Source organism: Brevibacillus sp. NRS-1366, from assembly GCF_050467985.1.
On sequence record NZ_JBITPN010000052.1, the window covers coordinates 74,237 to 92,533 of the forward strand.

The 18,297-nt window shown below is 48.2% G+C and carries 15 protein-coding genes; all 15 read left to right on the forward strand.

Annotated features, from left to right (window positions below):
- Window positions 1-42 precede the first annotated feature (42 nt).
- The 15 genes from ACIFQN_RS30535 to ACIFQN_RS30605 all read left to right on the forward strand — a co-directional run bounded on the left by ACIFQN_RS30535 (window position 43) and on the right by ACIFQN_RS30605 (window position 17,660).
- Window positions 43-1,839, forward strand: a complete 1,797-nt coding sequence (locus ACIFQN_RS30535) for a M28 family peptidase (RefSeq protein ID WP_429836817.1) — start codon at window positions 43-45, stop codon at window positions 1,837-1,839.
- Between the two features lie 8 nt (window positions 1,840-1,847).
- Window positions 1,848-3,614, forward strand: a complete 1,767-nt coding sequence (locus ACIFQN_RS30540) for a M28 family peptidase (protein ID WP_429836818.1) — start codon at window positions 1,848-1,850, stop codon at window positions 3,612-3,614.
- Window positions 3,615-3,970: 356 nt separating this feature from the next.
- Window positions 3,971-5,737, forward strand: a complete 1,767-nt coding sequence (locus ACIFQN_RS30545) for a M28 family peptidase (protein WP_429836819.1) — start codon at window positions 3,971-3,973, stop codon at window positions 5,735-5,737.
- Window positions 5,738-5,749: 12 nt separating this feature from the next.
- A complete protein-coding gene (locus ACIFQN_RS30550) occupies window positions 5,750-7,474 on the forward strand; it encodes an ABC transporter substrate-binding protein (RefSeq protein WP_429836820.1) in 1,725 nt (574 codons plus the stop codon).
- 102 nt (window positions 7,475-7,576) lie between these two features.
- Window positions 7,577-8,566, forward strand: coding sequence for an ABC transporter permease (locus ACIFQN_RS30555; RefSeq protein WP_429836821.1), 990 nt, complete (start codon window positions 7,577-7,579; stop codon window positions 8,564-8,566).
- 5 nt (window positions 8,567-8,571) lie between these two features.
- Window positions 8,572-9,507, forward strand: a complete 936-nt coding sequence (locus tag ACIFQN_RS30560; protein ID WP_429836822.1) for an ABC transporter permease — start codon at window positions 8,572-8,574, stop codon at window positions 9,505-9,507.
- Between the two features lie 8 nt (window positions 9,508-9,515).
- Window positions 9,516-10,538: an ABC transporter ATP-binding protein gene (locus ACIFQN_RS30565; RefSeq protein WP_429836823.1), complete on the forward strand. Its 1,023-nt coding sequence runs from the start codon at window positions 9,516-9,518 to the stop codon at window positions 10,536-10,538.
- Window positions 10,517-11,548, forward strand: a complete 1,032-nt coding sequence (locus ACIFQN_RS30570; protein ID WP_429836824.1) for an ABC transporter ATP-binding protein — start codon at window positions 10,517-10,519, stop codon at window positions 11,546-11,548. Before ACIFQN_RS30565 ends, ACIFQN_RS30570 begins: the two co-directional genes overlap by 22 nt.
- Window positions 11,545-12,300 carry an aspartate/glutamate racemase family protein gene (locus ACIFQN_RS30575; protein ID WP_429836825.1) on the forward strand — a complete coding sequence of 252 codons (756 nt, stop codon included), beginning with the start codon at window positions 11,545-11,547 and terminating at the stop codon, window positions 12,298-12,300. Before ACIFQN_RS30570 ends, ACIFQN_RS30575 begins: the two co-directional genes overlap by 4 nt.
- A gap of 53 nt (window positions 12,301-12,353) precedes the next feature.
- Entirely contained in the window at window positions 12,354-13,112 is a 759-nt protein-coding gene (locus tag ACIFQN_RS30580) for an aspartate/glutamate racemase family protein (RefSeq protein ID WP_429836826.1), read from the forward strand.
- Window positions 13,113-13,132: 20 nt separating this feature from the next.
- Entirely contained in the window at window positions 13,133-14,896 is a 1,764-nt protein-coding gene (locus ACIFQN_RS30585; RefSeq protein WP_429836827.1) for a M28 family peptidase, read from the forward strand.
- A 712-nt stretch (window positions 14,897-15,608) separates the two neighbouring features.
- On the forward strand, window positions 15,609-15,926 hold the full coding sequence (locus tag ACIFQN_RS30590) for a 3-hydroxyacyl-CoA dehydrogenase NAD-binding domain-containing protein (protein WP_429836828.1): 318 nt from the start codon (window positions 15,609-15,611) through the stop codon (window positions 15,924-15,926).
- Window positions 15,927-15,948: 22 nt separating this feature from the next.
- Complete coding sequence (locus ACIFQN_RS30595) at window positions 15,949-16,095, forward strand: 3-hydroxyacyl-CoA dehydrogenase NAD-binding domain-containing protein (RefSeq protein ID WP_429836834.1); 147 nt, start codon at window positions 15,949-15,951, stop codon at window positions 16,093-16,095.
- A gap of 7 nt (window positions 16,096-16,102) precedes the next feature.
- The gene (locus tag ACIFQN_RS30600; protein ID WP_429836829.1) at window positions 16,103-16,465 is read left to right on the forward strand and encodes a 3-hydroxyacyl-CoA dehydrogenase family protein; all 363 of its coding nucleotides are present in this window, start codon (window positions 16,103-16,105) and stop codon (window positions 16,463-16,465) included.
- A gap of 628 nt (window positions 16,466-17,093) precedes the next feature.
- Window positions 17,094-17,660 carry a DUF1273 domain-containing protein gene (locus ACIFQN_RS30605; protein ID WP_429836830.1) on the forward strand — a complete coding sequence of 189 codons (567 nt, stop codon included), beginning with the start codon at window positions 17,094-17,096 and terminating at the stop codon, window positions 17,658-17,660.
- Window positions 17,661-18,297 lie beyond the last annotated feature (637 nt).

Sequence of the window (18,297 nt, forward strand, 5' to 3'; positions counted from 1 at the left end):
ATCCCTATCATTCGCGCACCAAGTTGGAGAGGAGGCTTGTCTGTGACTTTCGAAAGCGACCAGCTAGAAAAAACGGTGTTAAACGATATTTCTACAGAAGTGCCAAAAACGATTCTGGACCGATTTGTGACGCTGACCCGTGAATCAGGGAGTGAGGACGAAAGGATCGCTGCCCATCATTTGGCCCAGTTTCTGGAGGATTGGCAAATTCCGTATCGGGTTCATTTTCCAACTATTCATTTGAGTGTCCCCAAAAAGGCTACTCTCCTCATGACCGAGCCTGTATCGCGAGAAATCAGAGCCAAAACACCGTCGTGCTCGATTTCAACCGGTGACCAATGGATATGCGGTGAGATGGTGTACATTCCTGCAGATGAAGACGATCTCTCCGATGCATTTGACCCGCTAGCAACCAACAAATACGGCGATGTCCGAGGGAAAATCGTTTTGACGGACGGATATCCCGTTTCGGGAAAAACGAAGGAATTGGGCAACGAGGGAGCGGTCGGCGTAATTTTCATCAGCCCTGGTCGCTACATACATGAGGGAACGATTGGTGTTGTCTGGGGCTCTCCTGACCTGGATACCATGAACGAGGAGCCCCAGATTCCTGCTTTAATGATCGGGAAGCAGGACGGAAATGAATTAATTCACGAATGCCAGGCAGCTAAGGTCACCTTGCAATTCCAGACGCATTTGGACACTGGCTGGTTTCCTTGTCCACTGATCGATATCTGGATTGAGGGTACCGACGAGCCGGAAAAGTACGTCTTATTACATGGTCATTTGGATTCCTGGCATCAGGGTATAGGAGATAACGGTACAGGCAATGCCGCCTTAATGGAAATGGCGCGACTGTTTCACAAGCACCGCCATCTACTAAAACGCAGCATACGAATTGCGGTTTGGCCGGGGCATTCGACAGGCAGATACGCTGGTTCTACCTGGTTCGCGGATCAGTTCGGCCTGGATCTTGACGAGAATTGCATTGCGCAGGTCAATTGCGACTCGCCAGGCTGCCGCTGGGCGACTTCGTACGAGGACATGTCCTGGATGAGCGAGGCTGAGGAGCTCTGCCAATCCTCCATACAAGATGCAGTCGGCGAAAAGTCCAAAGGCTTTCGGCCACATCGGGCAGGAGATTATTCCTTTAACAACATCGGCATCACGTCGTTTTATATGCTTTCGTCCAGCATTCCGGCAGAACAATTGAAAGCAAAGGGATACTATGCAGTAGGAGGATGCGGATCGAATATCGAGTGGCACAGTGAAGAGGACCTCATGCACGTCGCCGATCTGGATATTCTCGTTCGAGACATTCGGGTATACATGACGACGATTCTGCGCGTTGTCAATTCGCCGATTCATCCCTTTTTCTTTTCAAAAACGGTGGAGGAGCTTTTAACGACGATCGAGGAATACGAGGTTGCGGCGGCGGGGCACTTTTCGTTTTCTGTTGTGAAACAGGAAGCCATAGAGCTTCTACATGAATTGCAGGAATTCTACCGGCAACTGCCAGCACCTTCGATTGATTCCGTCTCAGATCCTCATATGAAGAGAGTGAACGAGATCATCCGCCTAATCGGGCGAGAGCTTGTCACTATCAACTATTCGTGCACAGGTAAATTCCGGCACGATCTTGCCATCGATATGCCGCGTTTACCGGATTTGGCCGCAGTTCACTATTTGTCTAACCTAAATCCAGTGTCTCATACGTATAAGGTTGCCCTCACGCATCTCACACGCGGTCAAAATCGTGTGGCCTGGACGCTGCAGCGAGTTCGCAAGCTGCTGAAAAATGGTTCATTTGATCAATGGAAGAAAGCCGCAACCCTATAGGAGGGACCATGACGAGTCTCGTGAAAGTGCATGAGAAGCTGCTGCTTGATGAAATCAGCATGGAGATACCCAAGCGGATTTTGGATACATTCAGCGGGTTGATCCGAGAATCTGGCAGTGAGGACGAAAGCACTGCAGCCCACTTTCTCGCCTCGCTCCTGAAAGAATGGGGCGTGCCGCATACCGTACACTATCCTAGTATTTACTTGAGCGTTCCCAAAAAAGCTTCAGTAAAGACTCTTACTTCTGAAACCAAGTGGTTTCGCGCAAAAACGTCTTCCTTTTCCGTCTCGACAAATGGCGTTCCAGTAACAGGCGAGCTAGTTTACGTCCCTTCCGCCCAAGCGATGGACCGGTACGATATATTCGATGCCAAGGTGAAGGAAGAAGTGAACGACCTGTCTGGAAAAATTGTCATCAGTGAAGGGTTGGCGATGCCTGAAAAGGTCGCTACTTTTCACGACAAAGGAGTCCTGGGTGCTATATTCATCAACCCAGGCAAGAACATTCATGATGGAATCTGCACCACGATTTGGGGTTCACCCGACTTGGATACCATCGACGATGAGCCAAAAATTCCCGTGGTGGCGATTAACAAATTGGACGGGGAAGAGCTAAAGTCGATGTGCCAGACAGGAAAAACCGTCATTGAGCTGTCGACCAGCCTAGAAAAGGGCTGGTTCGATTGTCCACTGATCGACCTGTTTATCGAGGGAACCGAAGAACCTGAGAAGTATATCCTATTGCACGGCCATCTGGATTCCTGGCATGTAGGAATTGGAGACAATACCACAGGCGATGCAGCATTGATGGAAATGGCACGGATTTGCTACAAGCATCGTGACAAGCTGAAACGGAGCTTGCGAATCGCTATCTGGCCAGGACATTCAACCGGACGCTATGCCGGGTCGACGTGGTTTGCTGACCGGTTTGCACTGGATCTGGATGCCAATTGCATTGCGCAAGTAAACTGTGACTCTCCTGGCTGCCGTCAGGCAACGTCCTACGAAAAAATGGACTGGACGAATGAAGTGGAAGATCATTGCAAACAATCCATTTTCGATGCAGTCCAAGAGTATGCCAAGGGAAAACGTCCAAACCGGGCAGGAGACTATTCGTTCCACAATATCGGGATCACGTCCTTCTACAAGTTATCCTCCAGCATTCCGCAGGAGCAGCTGAAGGAAAAAGGATATTATCCGGTAGGGGGCTGCGGTTCCAACATCGAGTGGCATACCGAAGACGACTTGATGCATGTGGCAGACTACGAGATTTTGCACAGAGACTTGAAGGTGTATATGACCTCCATCTATCGCGTGCTTCAGGCGACTTTACTTCTGTATGATTTCCGCAAAACCGCTGATGAGTTTATGGAAACCATTCAGCAATATCAGGAAGCAGCGGGAGAACATTTTTCTTTTCAACAAGCCGCAAATGAGGTCAAGGATCTTCGCCGCTCTTTAGAGGGCTTCTATATGAAGCTTCAATCACTGCACATGAAGGATCTCTCAACGCCAGCTGTGAGGGAAGTAAATGAAAAGCTTTTGCAATTAAGCAGGACGCTTATTCCCATCAACTTTACTCGTCGTGGCAAATTCCACCATGATCCGGCCGTTCAAATTCCCGCGCTGCCCGATATCGCACCTGCACTGCAGCTAGCGGCCTTAGAGCCTGGCTCTCATCGTTATCGCGTAACGCAAAATCATTTGCTTCGTGGACAAAATCGCGTCATTTGGGCAATGAAAGAGGCGCAAAAGCTCATTAACCTACTGTAGATGACACGCAACGCATCACACTATTCATAGCCATATGGCAGTTATCGACTAGCTTTCGAGTCGGTGGCTGCCTTTTTTAATCTTTCATCAATTCATGCTTCCACATCGGTCTCGTAAGTATTTTTAGATGATCTTGTGTACCGAGTGCTTTGAGTAACAGATGATTCGTTAATTTTCAGAATCTTAGGTTTTTAGGGTCCTTACTACTTGGCATTCCCACCCTAAATTCGTATTTGAGGGAGAAGTTTCCCTTTATTCGACAGAACGATTGGCCTTTGATTGCCCTTTTAGAGAATGGCACGGGACTTGCGTATAACACGAGACGAGGCACACGAACGACAAAAGGGGGTAGATGAGTGTTGGTGGAAGCCATGAAAAGGCTGCTGGATGAGATCAGCATGGAGACGCCGAAGACGATCCTGGAGCGCTTTGGCAGCCTGGTGAGAGAATCGGGAAGTGAAGATGAGAGAGTCGCAGCTCAGTTTTTATCCAGTCTGTTGGATCAGTGGGGTGTACCTTACCAGGTGCATCGCCCAAATCTGTACCTGAGTGTACCAAGACCTGCGAAGCTGAAGCTGGTACTGCCCATTGAAAAAGAAATACGTGCAAAGAATCCAGCCTTCTCTGTGATTACCGGCGATGAATGGAGAGGCGGAGAATTAATCTATGTCCCTACAGGCTTCAAGAAAAAGTGGGACAACCAAAAAGATGGATCATTTGATCCAGCGACTGGAAGCCTGTCGGGGAAAATCGTGCTGACCGAGGGATTTCCTAGACCGGCAAGAATCAGAGAGCTCAACGAGCAGGGAATCATCGGCGCAATCTTTATTCACCCCGGCAAGAACATTCACGAAAGCATTTGCACACCGATCTGGGGGGCACCGGACCTGGATACGTATGAAAACGTCCCAAATCTGCCTGTTCTGATGATCAATCGTACAGACGGACAGGAGCTGATCGATAGAATCGCCCACGGGAGTGTGGAGGTCCAGTTCCAAACTCATCTGGACCAAGGCTGGTTTACGTGTCCACTGATCGACATCTTCATCGAGGGGACCGATGAACCAGACAAATACGTTTTGCTTCACGGACACATGGATTCATGGCATCAAGGCTTGGGAGATAACGCCACTGGAAACGCCGCCATGATCGAAATGGCCAGAATCTTCTACCAAAATCGTCACCTGTTAAAACGGAGCCTGCGCATTGCGATATGGCCTGGACACTCCACGGGTCGCTATGCAGGTTCGACGTGGTTTGCGGATACTTTTGGTTTGGACCTTGATGAGAATTGCATCGCCCAGGTCAATTGTGATTCTCCCGGATGCCGATGGGCCACTTCCTACCACGAGATGAGCTGGATGAGCGAAGTAGATCAGTTCTGTAAAACAGCTATAAAAGAAACGATCGGGGAGGAATCCGTCGGATATCGACCACCGCGTGCCGGAGATTATTCTTTCCATAACATCGGACTGACTGCCTTCTATATGCTATCCTCCAACATTCCCGAGGAAGTCCTGCAGGAAAAGGGCTACTACCCTGTTGGGGGGTGCGGTTCGAATATTGAATGGCACACAGAAGAAGACCTCATTCACATCATTGATTACGAAATCCTCAAGCGAGATGTGCAAGTCTATACCACTTCCCTCTATCGTATCGTGAATGCCACCTTGCACCCTTTCCAATTCGTGAACACCGCTGATGAGTTTATCCACACGATCGAGACGTACCAAAAGGCTGCGGGCAAGCATTTTTCTTTCGACCTCGCACTCGGGGAGGCAAGAGAGCTTCGTGCGACACTGATGAATTTCTATGAGCAAATCGAGCAACTTGAAACGAGGCACGTAAGCGATCCGCAGGTAATCCACGCCAATCAGGTGCTACGAGGCTTGAGTAGATCACTGATACCCATCAATTTTACAAGGCGTGGCAAGTTCTGGCATGATCCAGCCATTGATATACCGCCGCTGCCTGATATCGCACCTGCCACAATAGTATCTCAGCTTGAGGAAGGGTCCCATCGTTACAAGGTGACTCTTACGCACTTGATGAGGGGACAGAACCGACTTGCCTGGACGTTGCTTCATGCCAAACGCCTCGTCCTCACGCAATCCATCTTTTAGGGGGGAAAACGAGTGAAAACAGCAAACAAGTGGAAATTCGGTCTGTTGGCAACAACCGTGCTTTTGGGAACCGCGCTGTCAGCATGCACCAGCGAGACACAAACGCAACCCAAAACCAATGATACTCCGAAGACCGAGCCTGCAAATGCCAAGAGCAGGGAGATTCGCACCCTGCAAATCCTCACCAGGCCACAAGCCTCCTCGCCTGACGAATACGAGCGGGCCAATCTGATCGCCGGAGCCATGAAAGAGCTGGGGATTACTGCCGAGCTAAAACCAATGCCCTATGAACAGCAATCGGACATCGTTTGGTACAAGCGCGACGAGTGGGACATGACCGGCTGGCAAATGGCAGCACGTCCTGAGAGATTGGATCCGGATGAATTTGTTTATAACCTGTTCCACTCCAGCACGGCCAAGGACGGTTACAACTTCGTAGGGTACAACAACCCTGAGTACGACAAGATTGCAGAACAGCAACGGATCACGGTGGACCGTGAAGAGCGGAAAAACCTGATTTTCAAAGCGCAGGAGCTGATCGCAAGTGACGTCGCCTACCTTTTCAACGTTCACCCTAAATTAAAGTACGTTTACAACCATCAAGTGTTTGACAAAAATTCCATTGTCGAGATGGCGGGCATGGGCATCCGCAACATTTGGACGTATTTGAATGCGACACCGATCGGACAGCAAAAAAACATGGTTCTAAACAGCAACGACTCTGTTCAGGCAATCAATCCGTTTTATATCAGCGGCTCCTTTGATTCATGGGTAACAGAGCTCATCTGGGATCGTCTGATGCGAATCGACAAAGATGGTCTTCCTAAGCCTTGGGCTGCCGAATCCGTTGCCTGGAAAACCGATACACAGGTTGAAATCAAGCTGCGTGCAGATATGAAATGGCACGACGGCAAGCCCGTGACCGCCGAGGACGTGAAGTTCTCCTATGAGGCTCCTTTGACTGGTGAAGTACCGATGTATAAGCCGTTTGTAGAAATCATCGATAAGATCGATATCAAAGATCCGCTCACCTTGGAATTTACGCTGAAACGGCCTTGGGCAGCATTCGAAACGGCCAGCTTATCCAAATTGAATCTCGTTCCTAAGCATATTTGGGGACCAATCATTGAGGATTTGAAGAACAAGCCAGAGAATGCGGAGAGCTATCAGGAGAAAACACCAATCGGCTCTGGACCTTTCAAATATGAGAACTGGAAATTCAAAGAGGAAGTCGTCTTGAGCGCCAATAACGAGCATTTTTCACCTGCAAAAATCGAGAAGTGGATCATGAAGGAGATTCCGAACACCGAAGCGTCTCTCGGCATGATCGAAAATGGGGAAATCAACTTCCTCGCCGTGTTCCCAGGAGACGGGCAGCTGCTCCAGCAAAAGGTAGAAGCGAGTCAGAACCTCACGATGATTACAACAACCGATCTCGGCTTTCAATTCTTCGCCGTGAACCATCGCAGACCGCCGTTTAACGATGTAGCATTCCGTCGCGCCTTGGCTGCTGCCATTGATCGAGACATGATGGCCCAAGTCGTATACAAAGATTTCGCAGAACCGGGAGATTCTGTCATCTCGCCAGCACTATCGATCTGGAAAAATCCGAATCTACCATATCCAACAGGTGGGGTGGAGGAAGCGAAAAAGCTTCTACAGGAAGCTGGTTATGAATGGGATGCAGCAGGCAAGCTGCTCTATCCGGCAGGCAAAAAAGAAGAGCTCGGCAAATAAGAGCTGAATCTCCTTCAAAAGTGTCATCTGCGCGGAATGCTGGCCGCGGCTCATCGTCAGCATTCCGCGCCTTTGAAGCCTTCCGAGAAAGGAGAGAATGTATTGGGGAACCGATCAAAATTCATAGTGAGTCGACTGGCTCAGATGATCCTGACCCTGTGGATCATAGCGACGATCCTGTTTTTTATCTTTCGGCTAATGCCCGGTAATCCGCTGGTGGCCTATATTGACCCTACGTTTACCAAAGAGCAGCAAGATATATTGATGGCTCAGTTTGGCTTGGATAAGCCGCTGTGGATGCAATATTTGATCTACTTAGCCAACCTGGTGCAGGGTGAGCTGGGGGATTCCTTTAAATTTCGGGCGCCTGTCATGGACGTGATCTGGGGCGTTTTGCCCAACACACTGTACCTGATGCTCTTTTCCTTTGTAATTGCATACCTCGTGGGGATACTCGGGGGCGTATTGCTCGCATGGAAGCGCAAAACCAAATTCGAAACAGTTGGCATTATCGTGACCCTGTTTACGAGATCCGCACCGCAAATGTGGGTAGGCATGATCGTACTTGTGATCTTTTCCTTTCACCTGCATTGGTTTCCATCAGGGGGAGCTTCCGCGACAGGTGTCGTCTATGCGTCTGAATGGGAGAAGCTTACTTCCCTCTCGTTTCTGGGGCACCTGTTTCTGCCTGCACTGACAGCCGCCATCTATCTGATGGGACTTCCCCTGCTATTGATGAGGTCCAACATGCTGGACGTGATGGGTGAATCCTACGTGGAAGTAGCCAGAATGAGGGGACTTAGCGAGCGCAGAGTCATGCTCAAATACGCCGCGAGAAATGCAGCACTGCCAGTCGTCACCGCGATGGCTGTCGGGATCGGCTACGCGCTTGGAGGCAACGTCGTCATTGAAATGGTATTCAGCTGGCCTGGCTTGGGACGTCTGCTCGTAAACGCGGTTTCGGCAAGCGATTACGCACTGGCCCAAGGAGCTTTTATCCTGAGTGCAGCTGTTATGGTCATGATGAACTTTGTGGCAGATATCCTGTACAGCTTTTTGGATCCGAGGGTCACATTTGGCAAAGGGAGGTGAGTGGAATGGACACGGATGTAAGAATGGAGCAGAGCCCCATACAAGTCGCATATCGAAAAACAAGCCTGCCGACGATCCTTAAAAGGAATCTGGCGGGGGTCTACCGTTTTTTGAAAAACGATCCATTTAGCATGACGGGTGCTGTCATTTACCTGTTTTTTATCTTGATCGCGCTGTTTGCGCCACTCATCGCGCCCTATAATCCACACGAAATGATCAAACATAACGGGAAACTGGCTTTCAACCAGCCGCCATCTGCTGAGCATTGGCTGGGGACAACGAACATGGGACGAGATATTTTCTCCCAACTCATCTACGGGGCAAAGCCTGCGATGATGGTGGGGCTGACAGCGGCATTCTTCGTGGTAGTCGTAGGCACACTGGTCGGTCTGTTCGCAGGCTACTACAAAGGCCAAGTCGATGGTGTGCTCATGCGAGTCACCGATATTGCATTCGGCATTCCGTTTGAACCATTCGTCATCGTCTTAGTCGCTTTCTTGGGGCCGAGCGTCTGGAATATCGTCCTGGCGATGGGGCTGCTTTTATGGCGGGATACTGCCCGTGTGATAAGGTCTCAGGTTCTCACGATACGCGAGCGCAGCTTTGTGGAAGCCGCAAAAATTTCGGGCGCCTCCGATTTGCGCATTTTATTCGTACAAGTAGCTCCTAACATTCTTCCGCTTTCCTTTCTGTACGGATCGCTTGCCATGGGCTGGGCAATCTTGACGGAAGCGGCAGTGAGTTTTCTCGGATTTGGCGATCCTGCCATGATGAGCTGGGGCTTCATGCTCAATGATGCGTATGCTTCCCAGGCATTGAGTCGCGAGGCGTACTGGTGGATCATTCCACCGGGCATTTTTATCATGCTGACGGTCATGGCTGGCTTCTATATCGGAAGAGGTTCAGAAGAAATCTTGTATCCTCGGTTGAAGAATCAATAACCAAGGGGGTGAAATCATTGTCGTTATTGGAAGTAAACGACTTGAAAATCTACTACAAAACGTCGCGCGGGATGAGCAAGGCCGTCGATGGCGTATCCTTCGCGGTGGATCAAGGAAGAAGTCTTGGACTTGTGGGGGAAAGCGGCTGTGGCAAAAGCACCTTGGTAAAAGGAATTATTCGCGTGCTTGCAGGAAATGGGCTTATTGCAGGAGGCTCAGTCACTTTCGATGGGAATGACTTGACCCAGATGACCGAATCCAACATTCGTCAGGTTCGCTGGAAGGATTTATCTTTGATCCCCCAGGCAGCGATGGACTCGCTCAATCCCGTATTTCCTGTCATTGATTCATTCTTGGAAATTTTGATGCTAAAGGGCAAGCTTTCCCGAGCGGATGCAACGAAGAGAGCACATGAGCTGTTCATCATGGTCGGACTGGATACGAAGCGGTTGCGATACTATCCACATGAATTCTCAGGAGGTATGAAGCAACGAGCGATGATTGCACTCGCGCTCGCTTTACATCCCAAGCTCGTCATTGCCGATGAGCCCGTTACTGCACTAGATGTGATTGTGCAAAATCAGGTGCTTCGGGTTCTGAAAAATTTGAAAAAAGAGCTTGGGCTCACGCTGGTGATGATTACGCATGACATCTCAGTCGTGGCGGAGACGTGTGACGATGTGGCGGTGATGTATGCGGGGAAGATCATTGAGATCGGTCCTGTTTCGCGAGTGCTGAAGAACTCGATGCATCCGTACACGATGGGCCTGGCCAATGCATTTCCCAACCTAAAAAAAACAGAAAGCACTCTGATCTCTATCGAGGGTTCGCCGCCAGACTTGGTTGATCCACCTAAAGGATGCCGATTCGCTGCTCGTTGCCCATTTAAGATCGAAGCGTGTGCCCATGAAGAGCCATCGCTCGTTCCCGTTGGCGAACGCCATTTCGCGGCGTGTCATCGGTTGGACGAAATCGCTGACCTGCAGGATATGGCCAAGGAGGTGGACACATGGCGGAAAATCTCATCATAGAAGTGCGTGGGCTATCCAAGCATTTTGAAGCAAGGCAGCATTTGTTTCGCAAAAGCGGCGGGGGAGCGGGCGTGTTAAAAGCAGTTGACGATGTGAGCTTTCGTATTCCTAAAGGGCATTCACTTGGCATCGCTGGTGAAAGCGGGTGCGGGAAAACCACGACCGCCAAAATGCTGTTGAAGCTGTATGAGCCCACTTCTGGCACCTTTTTGTTTAACGGCAAAGACATCACCCATTTGAAAGGGAAAGAAGAGCTCAAACAGTTTCGCAAACAAGCGCAATTGATGTTTCAAAATCCGTTTGAGGCCTTGAACCCTCGCTTCACCATTTTTCGATCCTTGCTGGAGCCGCTCATCGTCCACAACATAGGCACGAAGGAAGAGAGGGTTCTTCTCATCAAGCAGGCACTTGAGCAAGTCAATTTGATTCCCGTGGAAAACTTTTTTGAAAAGTATCCCCACCAAATGAGCGGTGGCCAGCTCCAAAGGGTCGTATTGGCACGGGCATTGATTGTAGATCCCATCTTCCTGGTTGCGGATGAACCGGTATCCATGTTGGATGTCTCCGTACGCGCTGGCGTTCTTAACCTGATGAAAGGTTTGACGGAGCGCTTGCAGCTCACAACGGTCTACATCTCCCACGATCTCTCACTCATTTCTTACATGTGTGAGCAAACGGCAATTATGTACCTGGGAAAAGTTGTTGAGATCGGGGATACCATGAGCGTCTTGCACAAGCCCAAGCATCCATATACCCAAGCCCTACTTGCCGCAGTACCCTCTTCCGATCCAGACGAGGAGCCGGAAGAGGTTCGCATAAAAAATCATGTACCAAGCCCGATCAATATGCCCAAAGGCTGTCACTTCCAAGACAGATGCCCGTATACCGAGGCCATCTGCCAGGAGAAAAGCCCTGAGCTGCGACAGGCGGACACTGGTCAGATCGTCGCTTGCCACATGGTTACGCCTTATTTGGAAAGAAAGGTAGAAAGAGAGGAGCATGTGATATGAAGATCATGTATGTCGTGCCAGGCCCAATGGATCAGGTCGAAGCCGCTCGCAGAGGTGAACTGCTCAAGCTCTGGGCAGCGCCCGGGACCAACGTGGACATCGTCACAGTGCAAGAGGGTCCAGCCTCCATCGAATCGATGTATGAAGAATACTTGTCCATACCTCCCGTAGCCAAGATCATGTATCAGCTGGAACAGGAAGGCTATGATGCCGCCATCCTCGGTTGTGCTGGTGACCCAGGCTTGGATGCATTTCGGGAGATCACCACTAAGATGCTTGTCGTAGGTCCTGCTGCGAGCAGCTTTCATGCGGCTGCCATGCTCGGACATCAATTCACCTTACTCACGGTTGCGGACAGCATGATTGGTTCAAGCCATGAGCTAGTCGCCAGATCAGGATTGACTGACAAGCTAGCATCTGTGCGCGCCGTTAACATCCCCGTATTGGAACTAGCCACGAATCGGGAGGAGACCTTGACAAAGCTGGTTCGTATCGGACGAGAAGCCATCGAGAAAGACGGCGCAGACGTGCTTGTTCTCGGATGCATGTCCATGGGTTTTTTGAACGTGGCAGAAGAAATGCAGGAGGAGCTCGGGATTCCTGTTGTCAACCCGGCAAAAATCGCTTTGAAAATGACGGAAGCCCTGGCGTCCATCGAGCTGGTTCATTCCAAGAAGGCATACGCCATACCGCCAAAGCTGGCCAGTGGAAAAGTGAAATCACTCGATGAGCTGCTGGTATCCCGTTCCTGATATCGGCAAGGTAAAAGACTTGGGCTCGCCATAACAGAGGGGGTGAAGCGCTGGTGAAGGTAGCTTATGTCGGAGCTGCGCCAAAATCGACGGAAGAAGTGGAAAGACGGAGGAGTCTGCTGCAGCAATGGGCAGCTCCTGGCACAACCATTGAAATGGCGTATGCGAAAGAAGGTCCTGCTTCGATCGAATCCATGTATGAAGAGTACCTGGCCATTCCCGAGTACGCGAAAAGCATGGTTCGGTTGGAACGCGAAGGTTTTGATGCGGCGATCGTCGGTTGTGCAGGTGATCCTGGCATCGATGCCTATCGGGAGCTTTGCACAAATATGCTCATTGTGGGACCAGGAATGAGTAGTTTCCATGCAGCCTCTATACTCGGACGGAAATTTACACTGCTGACAGTAGCCGACAATATGATTGCCAGCAGCTATGAATTGATTCAGAAATCAGGACTTTCAAGTATGATCGCGTCTGTCCGCGCAGTCAATATTCCTGTGCTGGAGCTCTCCCAAAACCGCGCGCAAACCTTGGAGAACCTCGTTCAGATTGGCAGGGAAGCAATCGAGAGAGATTACGCAGATGTTCTGGTTCTTGGCTGCATGTCCATGGCATTCTTGCAAGTCGCAGAAGATATGCAGAAGCTGCTCGGGATCCCTGTTGTCAATCCCGCAAAAGCGGTACTAAAGCTGACTGAATCCTTGTCAAGCTGTGGATGGAAGCAATCAAAGTCGGCATTTTCTATACCGCCAAAGCTGTCTTTTGGGAAAGCAAGCACGATAGAGGAACTGATTGTGAAACAAAAAAATTAACTATGTTGGGAGAGAATTCAATGACTACCGCCTATAAAGATACGGAAAAAACGCTACTGGATGAAATCAATTTAGATGCTTCGAAAGTCATCTTAGAGAAGTTCAGTACACTTGTCCGTGAGTCATCCAGTGAAGATGAGCGCATTGCCTTTGGTCACCTCGTCAGCTTTTTGGAAAAATGGGGGGTGCCGCACAAAGTTCATCATCCAGAGCTGTACTTGAGTGTTCCTGTAAACGCTGGCGTCAAAGTGACCATCCCAGCGGTCAAGGAAATTCGGGCAAAAACTCCAGCGTTCGCTGTTTCCACAGGTGATCAATGGGTTAGCGGAGAGCTTATTTATGTCCCCTCCGGTCATGCGGCAGACATGCAGGAGGTGTTTCATTCCCAGGTCAGTGTGAATGCAATCGACCTGAAAGGAAAGGTGGTCATTACCGAAGGTCTTGCCATGCCAGGAAAAGTCGCCTCTTTTGACAAGCTTGGGGTGCTCGGCGCGATCTTCGTCAATCCGGGCAAGAATATCCATGATGGAATTTGCACGACGATTTGGGGCGCTCCGGATCTGGATACGATTGACAATGAGCCGAAAATCCCTGCGCTCGCAGTCAACCGAACAGATGGAGACGAGTTAATCGAACTGTGCAAGCAAGGTAACGTTCAGGTCGAATTCCAGACGGATCACAAAAAAGGATGGTTTGCATGCCCGCTGATCGACATTTTCATCGAAGGGACAGAGGAGCCGGAGAAATACGTCTTGCTTCATGGACACCTAGACTCTTGGCATGTAGGTATCGGAGACAATACCACTGGAGACGCGGCCATGCTGGAAATGGCTCGTGTTTTCTACAAGCATCGAGACAAGCTGAAGCGCAGCCTGAGAATCGCCATTTGGCCAGGTCACTCCACAGGACGGTATGCGGGCTCTACCTGGTTTGCCGACACATACGGTCTCGATCTGGATGCCAATTGCGTGGCGCAAGTGAACTGCGACTCGCCTGGCTGCCGTTGGGCCACTTCCTACGACTACAGCGAATGGATGAGCGAAGTGGATGAGCTTTGCAAGGGTGCGATCATGGATACGGTCCAACAAGGCTCGAAAGGCAGCAGACCTTCCCGTGCCGGAGACTATTCGTTTAACAATATTGGGATTACTTCTTTCTACATGCTATCCTCAAGTATGCCGGAGGAACTTCTGAAGGAAAAAGGATATTACCCCGTGGGCGGATGCGGCGCCAACATCGAGTGGCATACAGAAGAGGACTTGTTGCACGTGGCAGATTTGGACATTTTGCTAAAGGACATCAAAATATATACCGCTTCCATCCTGCGAGTCGTGAATGCCTATGTACTTCCGTACAACTTCCGAAATACCGTGGATGAATTCATGGAAACCATTCAAACCTATCAGGAAGCTGCAGGAAGCCATTTCAGTTTTGAGACGGCACTGACGGAGGCACAAGATCTGCGTGCGAAGCTGGATTCGTATTACCAAGCGATTGAAGGCTTGAGGAATGCCGAAGTGTTTGATCCGCAAGTCAAGAAAGTGAATGAACAACTGCAGGATCTAGGACGAACCTTGATAACCATCAACTTCTCTCGCCGTGGCAAATTCCGCCATGATCCGGCTCTGGATGTTCCCAAGCTGCCAGATATCGCCCCAGCCACCACTTTGAAAAATCTCGCACCGGATACTCATCTGTACAATGTTACGATCAACCACCTGAGACGTGGCCAAAACCGCGTGGCGTGGGCTTTGAGAGAGGCGAAGCGAATTATTCGAAATTGATTTGAATAATGAAAGGAGGTCCGATAAGCATCATGCTCGGACCTCCTTTTACTTTTGTAGTTATACGTGCCCGTTATTGTTTTTTATCGGACTACGGTATGGTCATAAACCAAAAGGATTGATTCATCTGTTGGGAGGAGTAGTGATGACAACACAACATTATCGTCCTGGATTCACAACCAACCATGAGAGTAGCTTAGGATTTAGTCAACTGGTTACAAAACCATCGCAATAAGCGAAGGTGGAAGGGGGGGATTCAATCAAGTGTGTCGGCGGTGAGAGCCGCACTCCCGGGCTGCAGAATGTTCCCCGGATACGAGAGAATGCCTGCATTTGAACTGGAGGGATTGTGAAAAGTGTAACTCGAACGGCATCCGAACGAATTTTCAGGAGGACAGCCGCAGGGGATCGGGTATGACCGCGCATTGATGCTGCGCCCCGAACTATTGATCGCGGTTGAAACCGTATCGGCACTGGATGTATCGATCTAGTCACAAATTTTGAATCTGCTGCCAGAGTTGCAGGAGTAGATGGGACTGACTTATCTTTTTATCTCTTATGATTTAAGCGTGGTCCAACACATTTCGAACCGGATCGCGGTCATAGATTTGGGCGAAACCATCGAGATTGCTGAAAAATACGTATCTTTTTGAAAAACCGCTTCATCCTTATTCTCAAGCATTGCTTTCTGTTGTTACCAAAACGCATGCTGATGAAAATTGGAGCGCGTAATTTTACAAGAGGACTTGCCATCGCTATCCACTCCACCATAAGGCTGCAAATTCCATCCCTACTGTTTTGCATGAATGGACAAATGGAAAACGGAGCATTTTTACAAAGGAGCATGAATGGGATTCGAAAAAGTGTAGAAAAGCTGTCGTCCAAAGGGAAAATGAATGATTCGGTTGAAACAGTAATGGACCGGTTTACTACGACTACAAACCTAGCAGAAATAAAAGACGCCGATTTAGTGTTCGAAGTAATTATTGAAAATATAGAGAAAAAGAAAGGGTTGTATAATAGAAATTGATCAAATTTGTAAAGAAGAAAGAATCTTCTGTTCGAATACATCTGGTTTAAGTATAACGGAGATGGCATCAGCAACGAAGCGTCCTGCCCAAGTCATTGTGACTCACTTCTTTAACCCAGTACCGATTATGGAACTAGTCGAAATTATTCGCGGAAATAGCTTCGGATGAAACTTATATGATTACGAAGGAGTTATGTCATAGCTTTGGGAAAACATCCATAACAGTAAATGAAGCTCCTTTGTTTGCAGTAAATAGAATTTTAGCGCCAATGATTAATGAAGCTGTTTTCGTTCTTCAGGAAGGGACGGCAACCCGCGAGGATATTGACCTAGGTATGAAATTAGGAGCGAACCATCCGATCGGACCTTTAGCACTAGCTGATATGATTGGGCTCGATGTTCTCCTTATGGTGTTGGATACCCTTTACCAGGAAACAGCGGATTCCAAATACCGTCCAGCCACTTTATTACGAATGCTAGTTCGGGCAGGTCACTATGGCAGAAAGACCGGCCGCGGTTTCTATGAGTATGAGAATTAAGAGGGCGTACCTGCTACAGTAGAATTTCGAGGTATCTCATCTCCACTGATATTGATGATGAAATGAAGGTCGTTCTAACCAAGAGAGATACGACCTTTTTCATTACTTAACGAGTAGTTGAGGTGAAAATCGTGGAACCAAAGATTATTAAAAACCAATTTGATCATGTACTTAACGTTAATATGAGAGAAATAGTGAAACTAATCTAAAAGTAACCATGCCTATATAGCCATTGTTTTTAAATACAAATGGGTATGTGAATGGCGGAATCATTAGAAGGAAAAATTATTGTCAACGATATATATGATCTCAGTGAAATCTATCAGTATGTGTACACAGAGGGAATTCACTATAAATACAAAAAGATCATGAAATCATTTCGAAAGTTGTAAATGTTGAATTTGCTGTTATTTTCGAAGTCAGTAGATTGATGATTAGAAATGAAGTCTCCAGATAATATATGAGATATCAAGATGGATGATAGAAATAGGAGTTTGTCGTTGACAAAGAGTAGTACCATACTATATAGGAAGAGTCGCAACACTAGAGTCGCAACACTATTGAAGAGACAGCGAGTGAAAAGAAATCTATTTTCTGCTAGAACTTCTTTTAAACTAGAGGTGGCATCATGTTAAAACGTTTATTTATTTCAGGATACAAGGCTCACGAGCTTGGCATATTTAATGAAAAAAATCCGGGGTTAGCAATTATTAAGAAAGCACTGAAGCGGGAACTCGTAAGATTCCTTGAGGAAGAATTGGAATGGGTCATCATATCAGGTCAACTTGGGGTAGAAATGTGGGCAGCCGAAACTGTTCTGGAATTGAAAAAGGAGTATTTACATCTAAAACTGGCGGTAATTACTCCGTTTTTGAATCAAGAGGAAAAGTGGAAAGATGAGACCCAGGATTACTATCGAAATATTGTGATGCAAGCCGACTATATCAATAGTGTCTATCAAACACCTTACCAGGGAGGTTGGCAGCTTGGAGAGAAAGACAAATTCTTGCTATCCAATTCAGACGGTATCTTGTTAGTTTACGATGAAGAAAACGAAGGCTCCCCGAAATTTCTAAGTAAACTCGCCGCAAAAAAAGCGGAAATGGGCGATTATCAGTTATTTCGAATTAATGCATATGACTTACAGACCATTGCAGATGAACAGCAGCAAGAATTAAACAATGACTATCACTAGTTCTTTTACTTTCGATACTTCTTGAGTAGATGGAGCCAGTGAAGTGACCATCTGATAAAAGACGAGTAAATTTTTCGGGGCGCTAATTTGTGCCGAGACGAAGGCTCGCACATTCTGATCATCTATTTGAATGAATGACGATCTTACTGGTATGACCCTTCTTGGGAAGGAAAATCGGCAAGCGTGTGGGCAAAGTGAGTAACTGAATTAATGTAAAAAACGTACATTAAACTGATTTTGCGCGTTATATTTCGGTTTTTCTAGCTACACTTCCCTCCCGGTGAGAAAACTTACGGGGGTTATACTTTTTTATTTGATAAGCTGCTCGCGTAAATCTGAATGACTTTGTGTTTGATCTGATCGACTTTTTCCTGAACAATGAGTACTAACAAACTAGTTAGTGTCTTTTTTACACGTATGAAAGTTGCGTTTTTATGCTAATCATTAGTGGACTAACATCTCACACCGGAAACGCATTTGTAAAATGTGACGATCAACCACCTGAGACGCGGTCAAAACCGCGTGGTGTGGGCTTTGAAAGAGGCGAAGCGAATCATTCGCAGCTAATTCCCAAGTCGTTGTTTTCTCTCTGTATAGTCATGAAAAGAGATGAACGGAGGGGCTGTCTAAAAAGTCC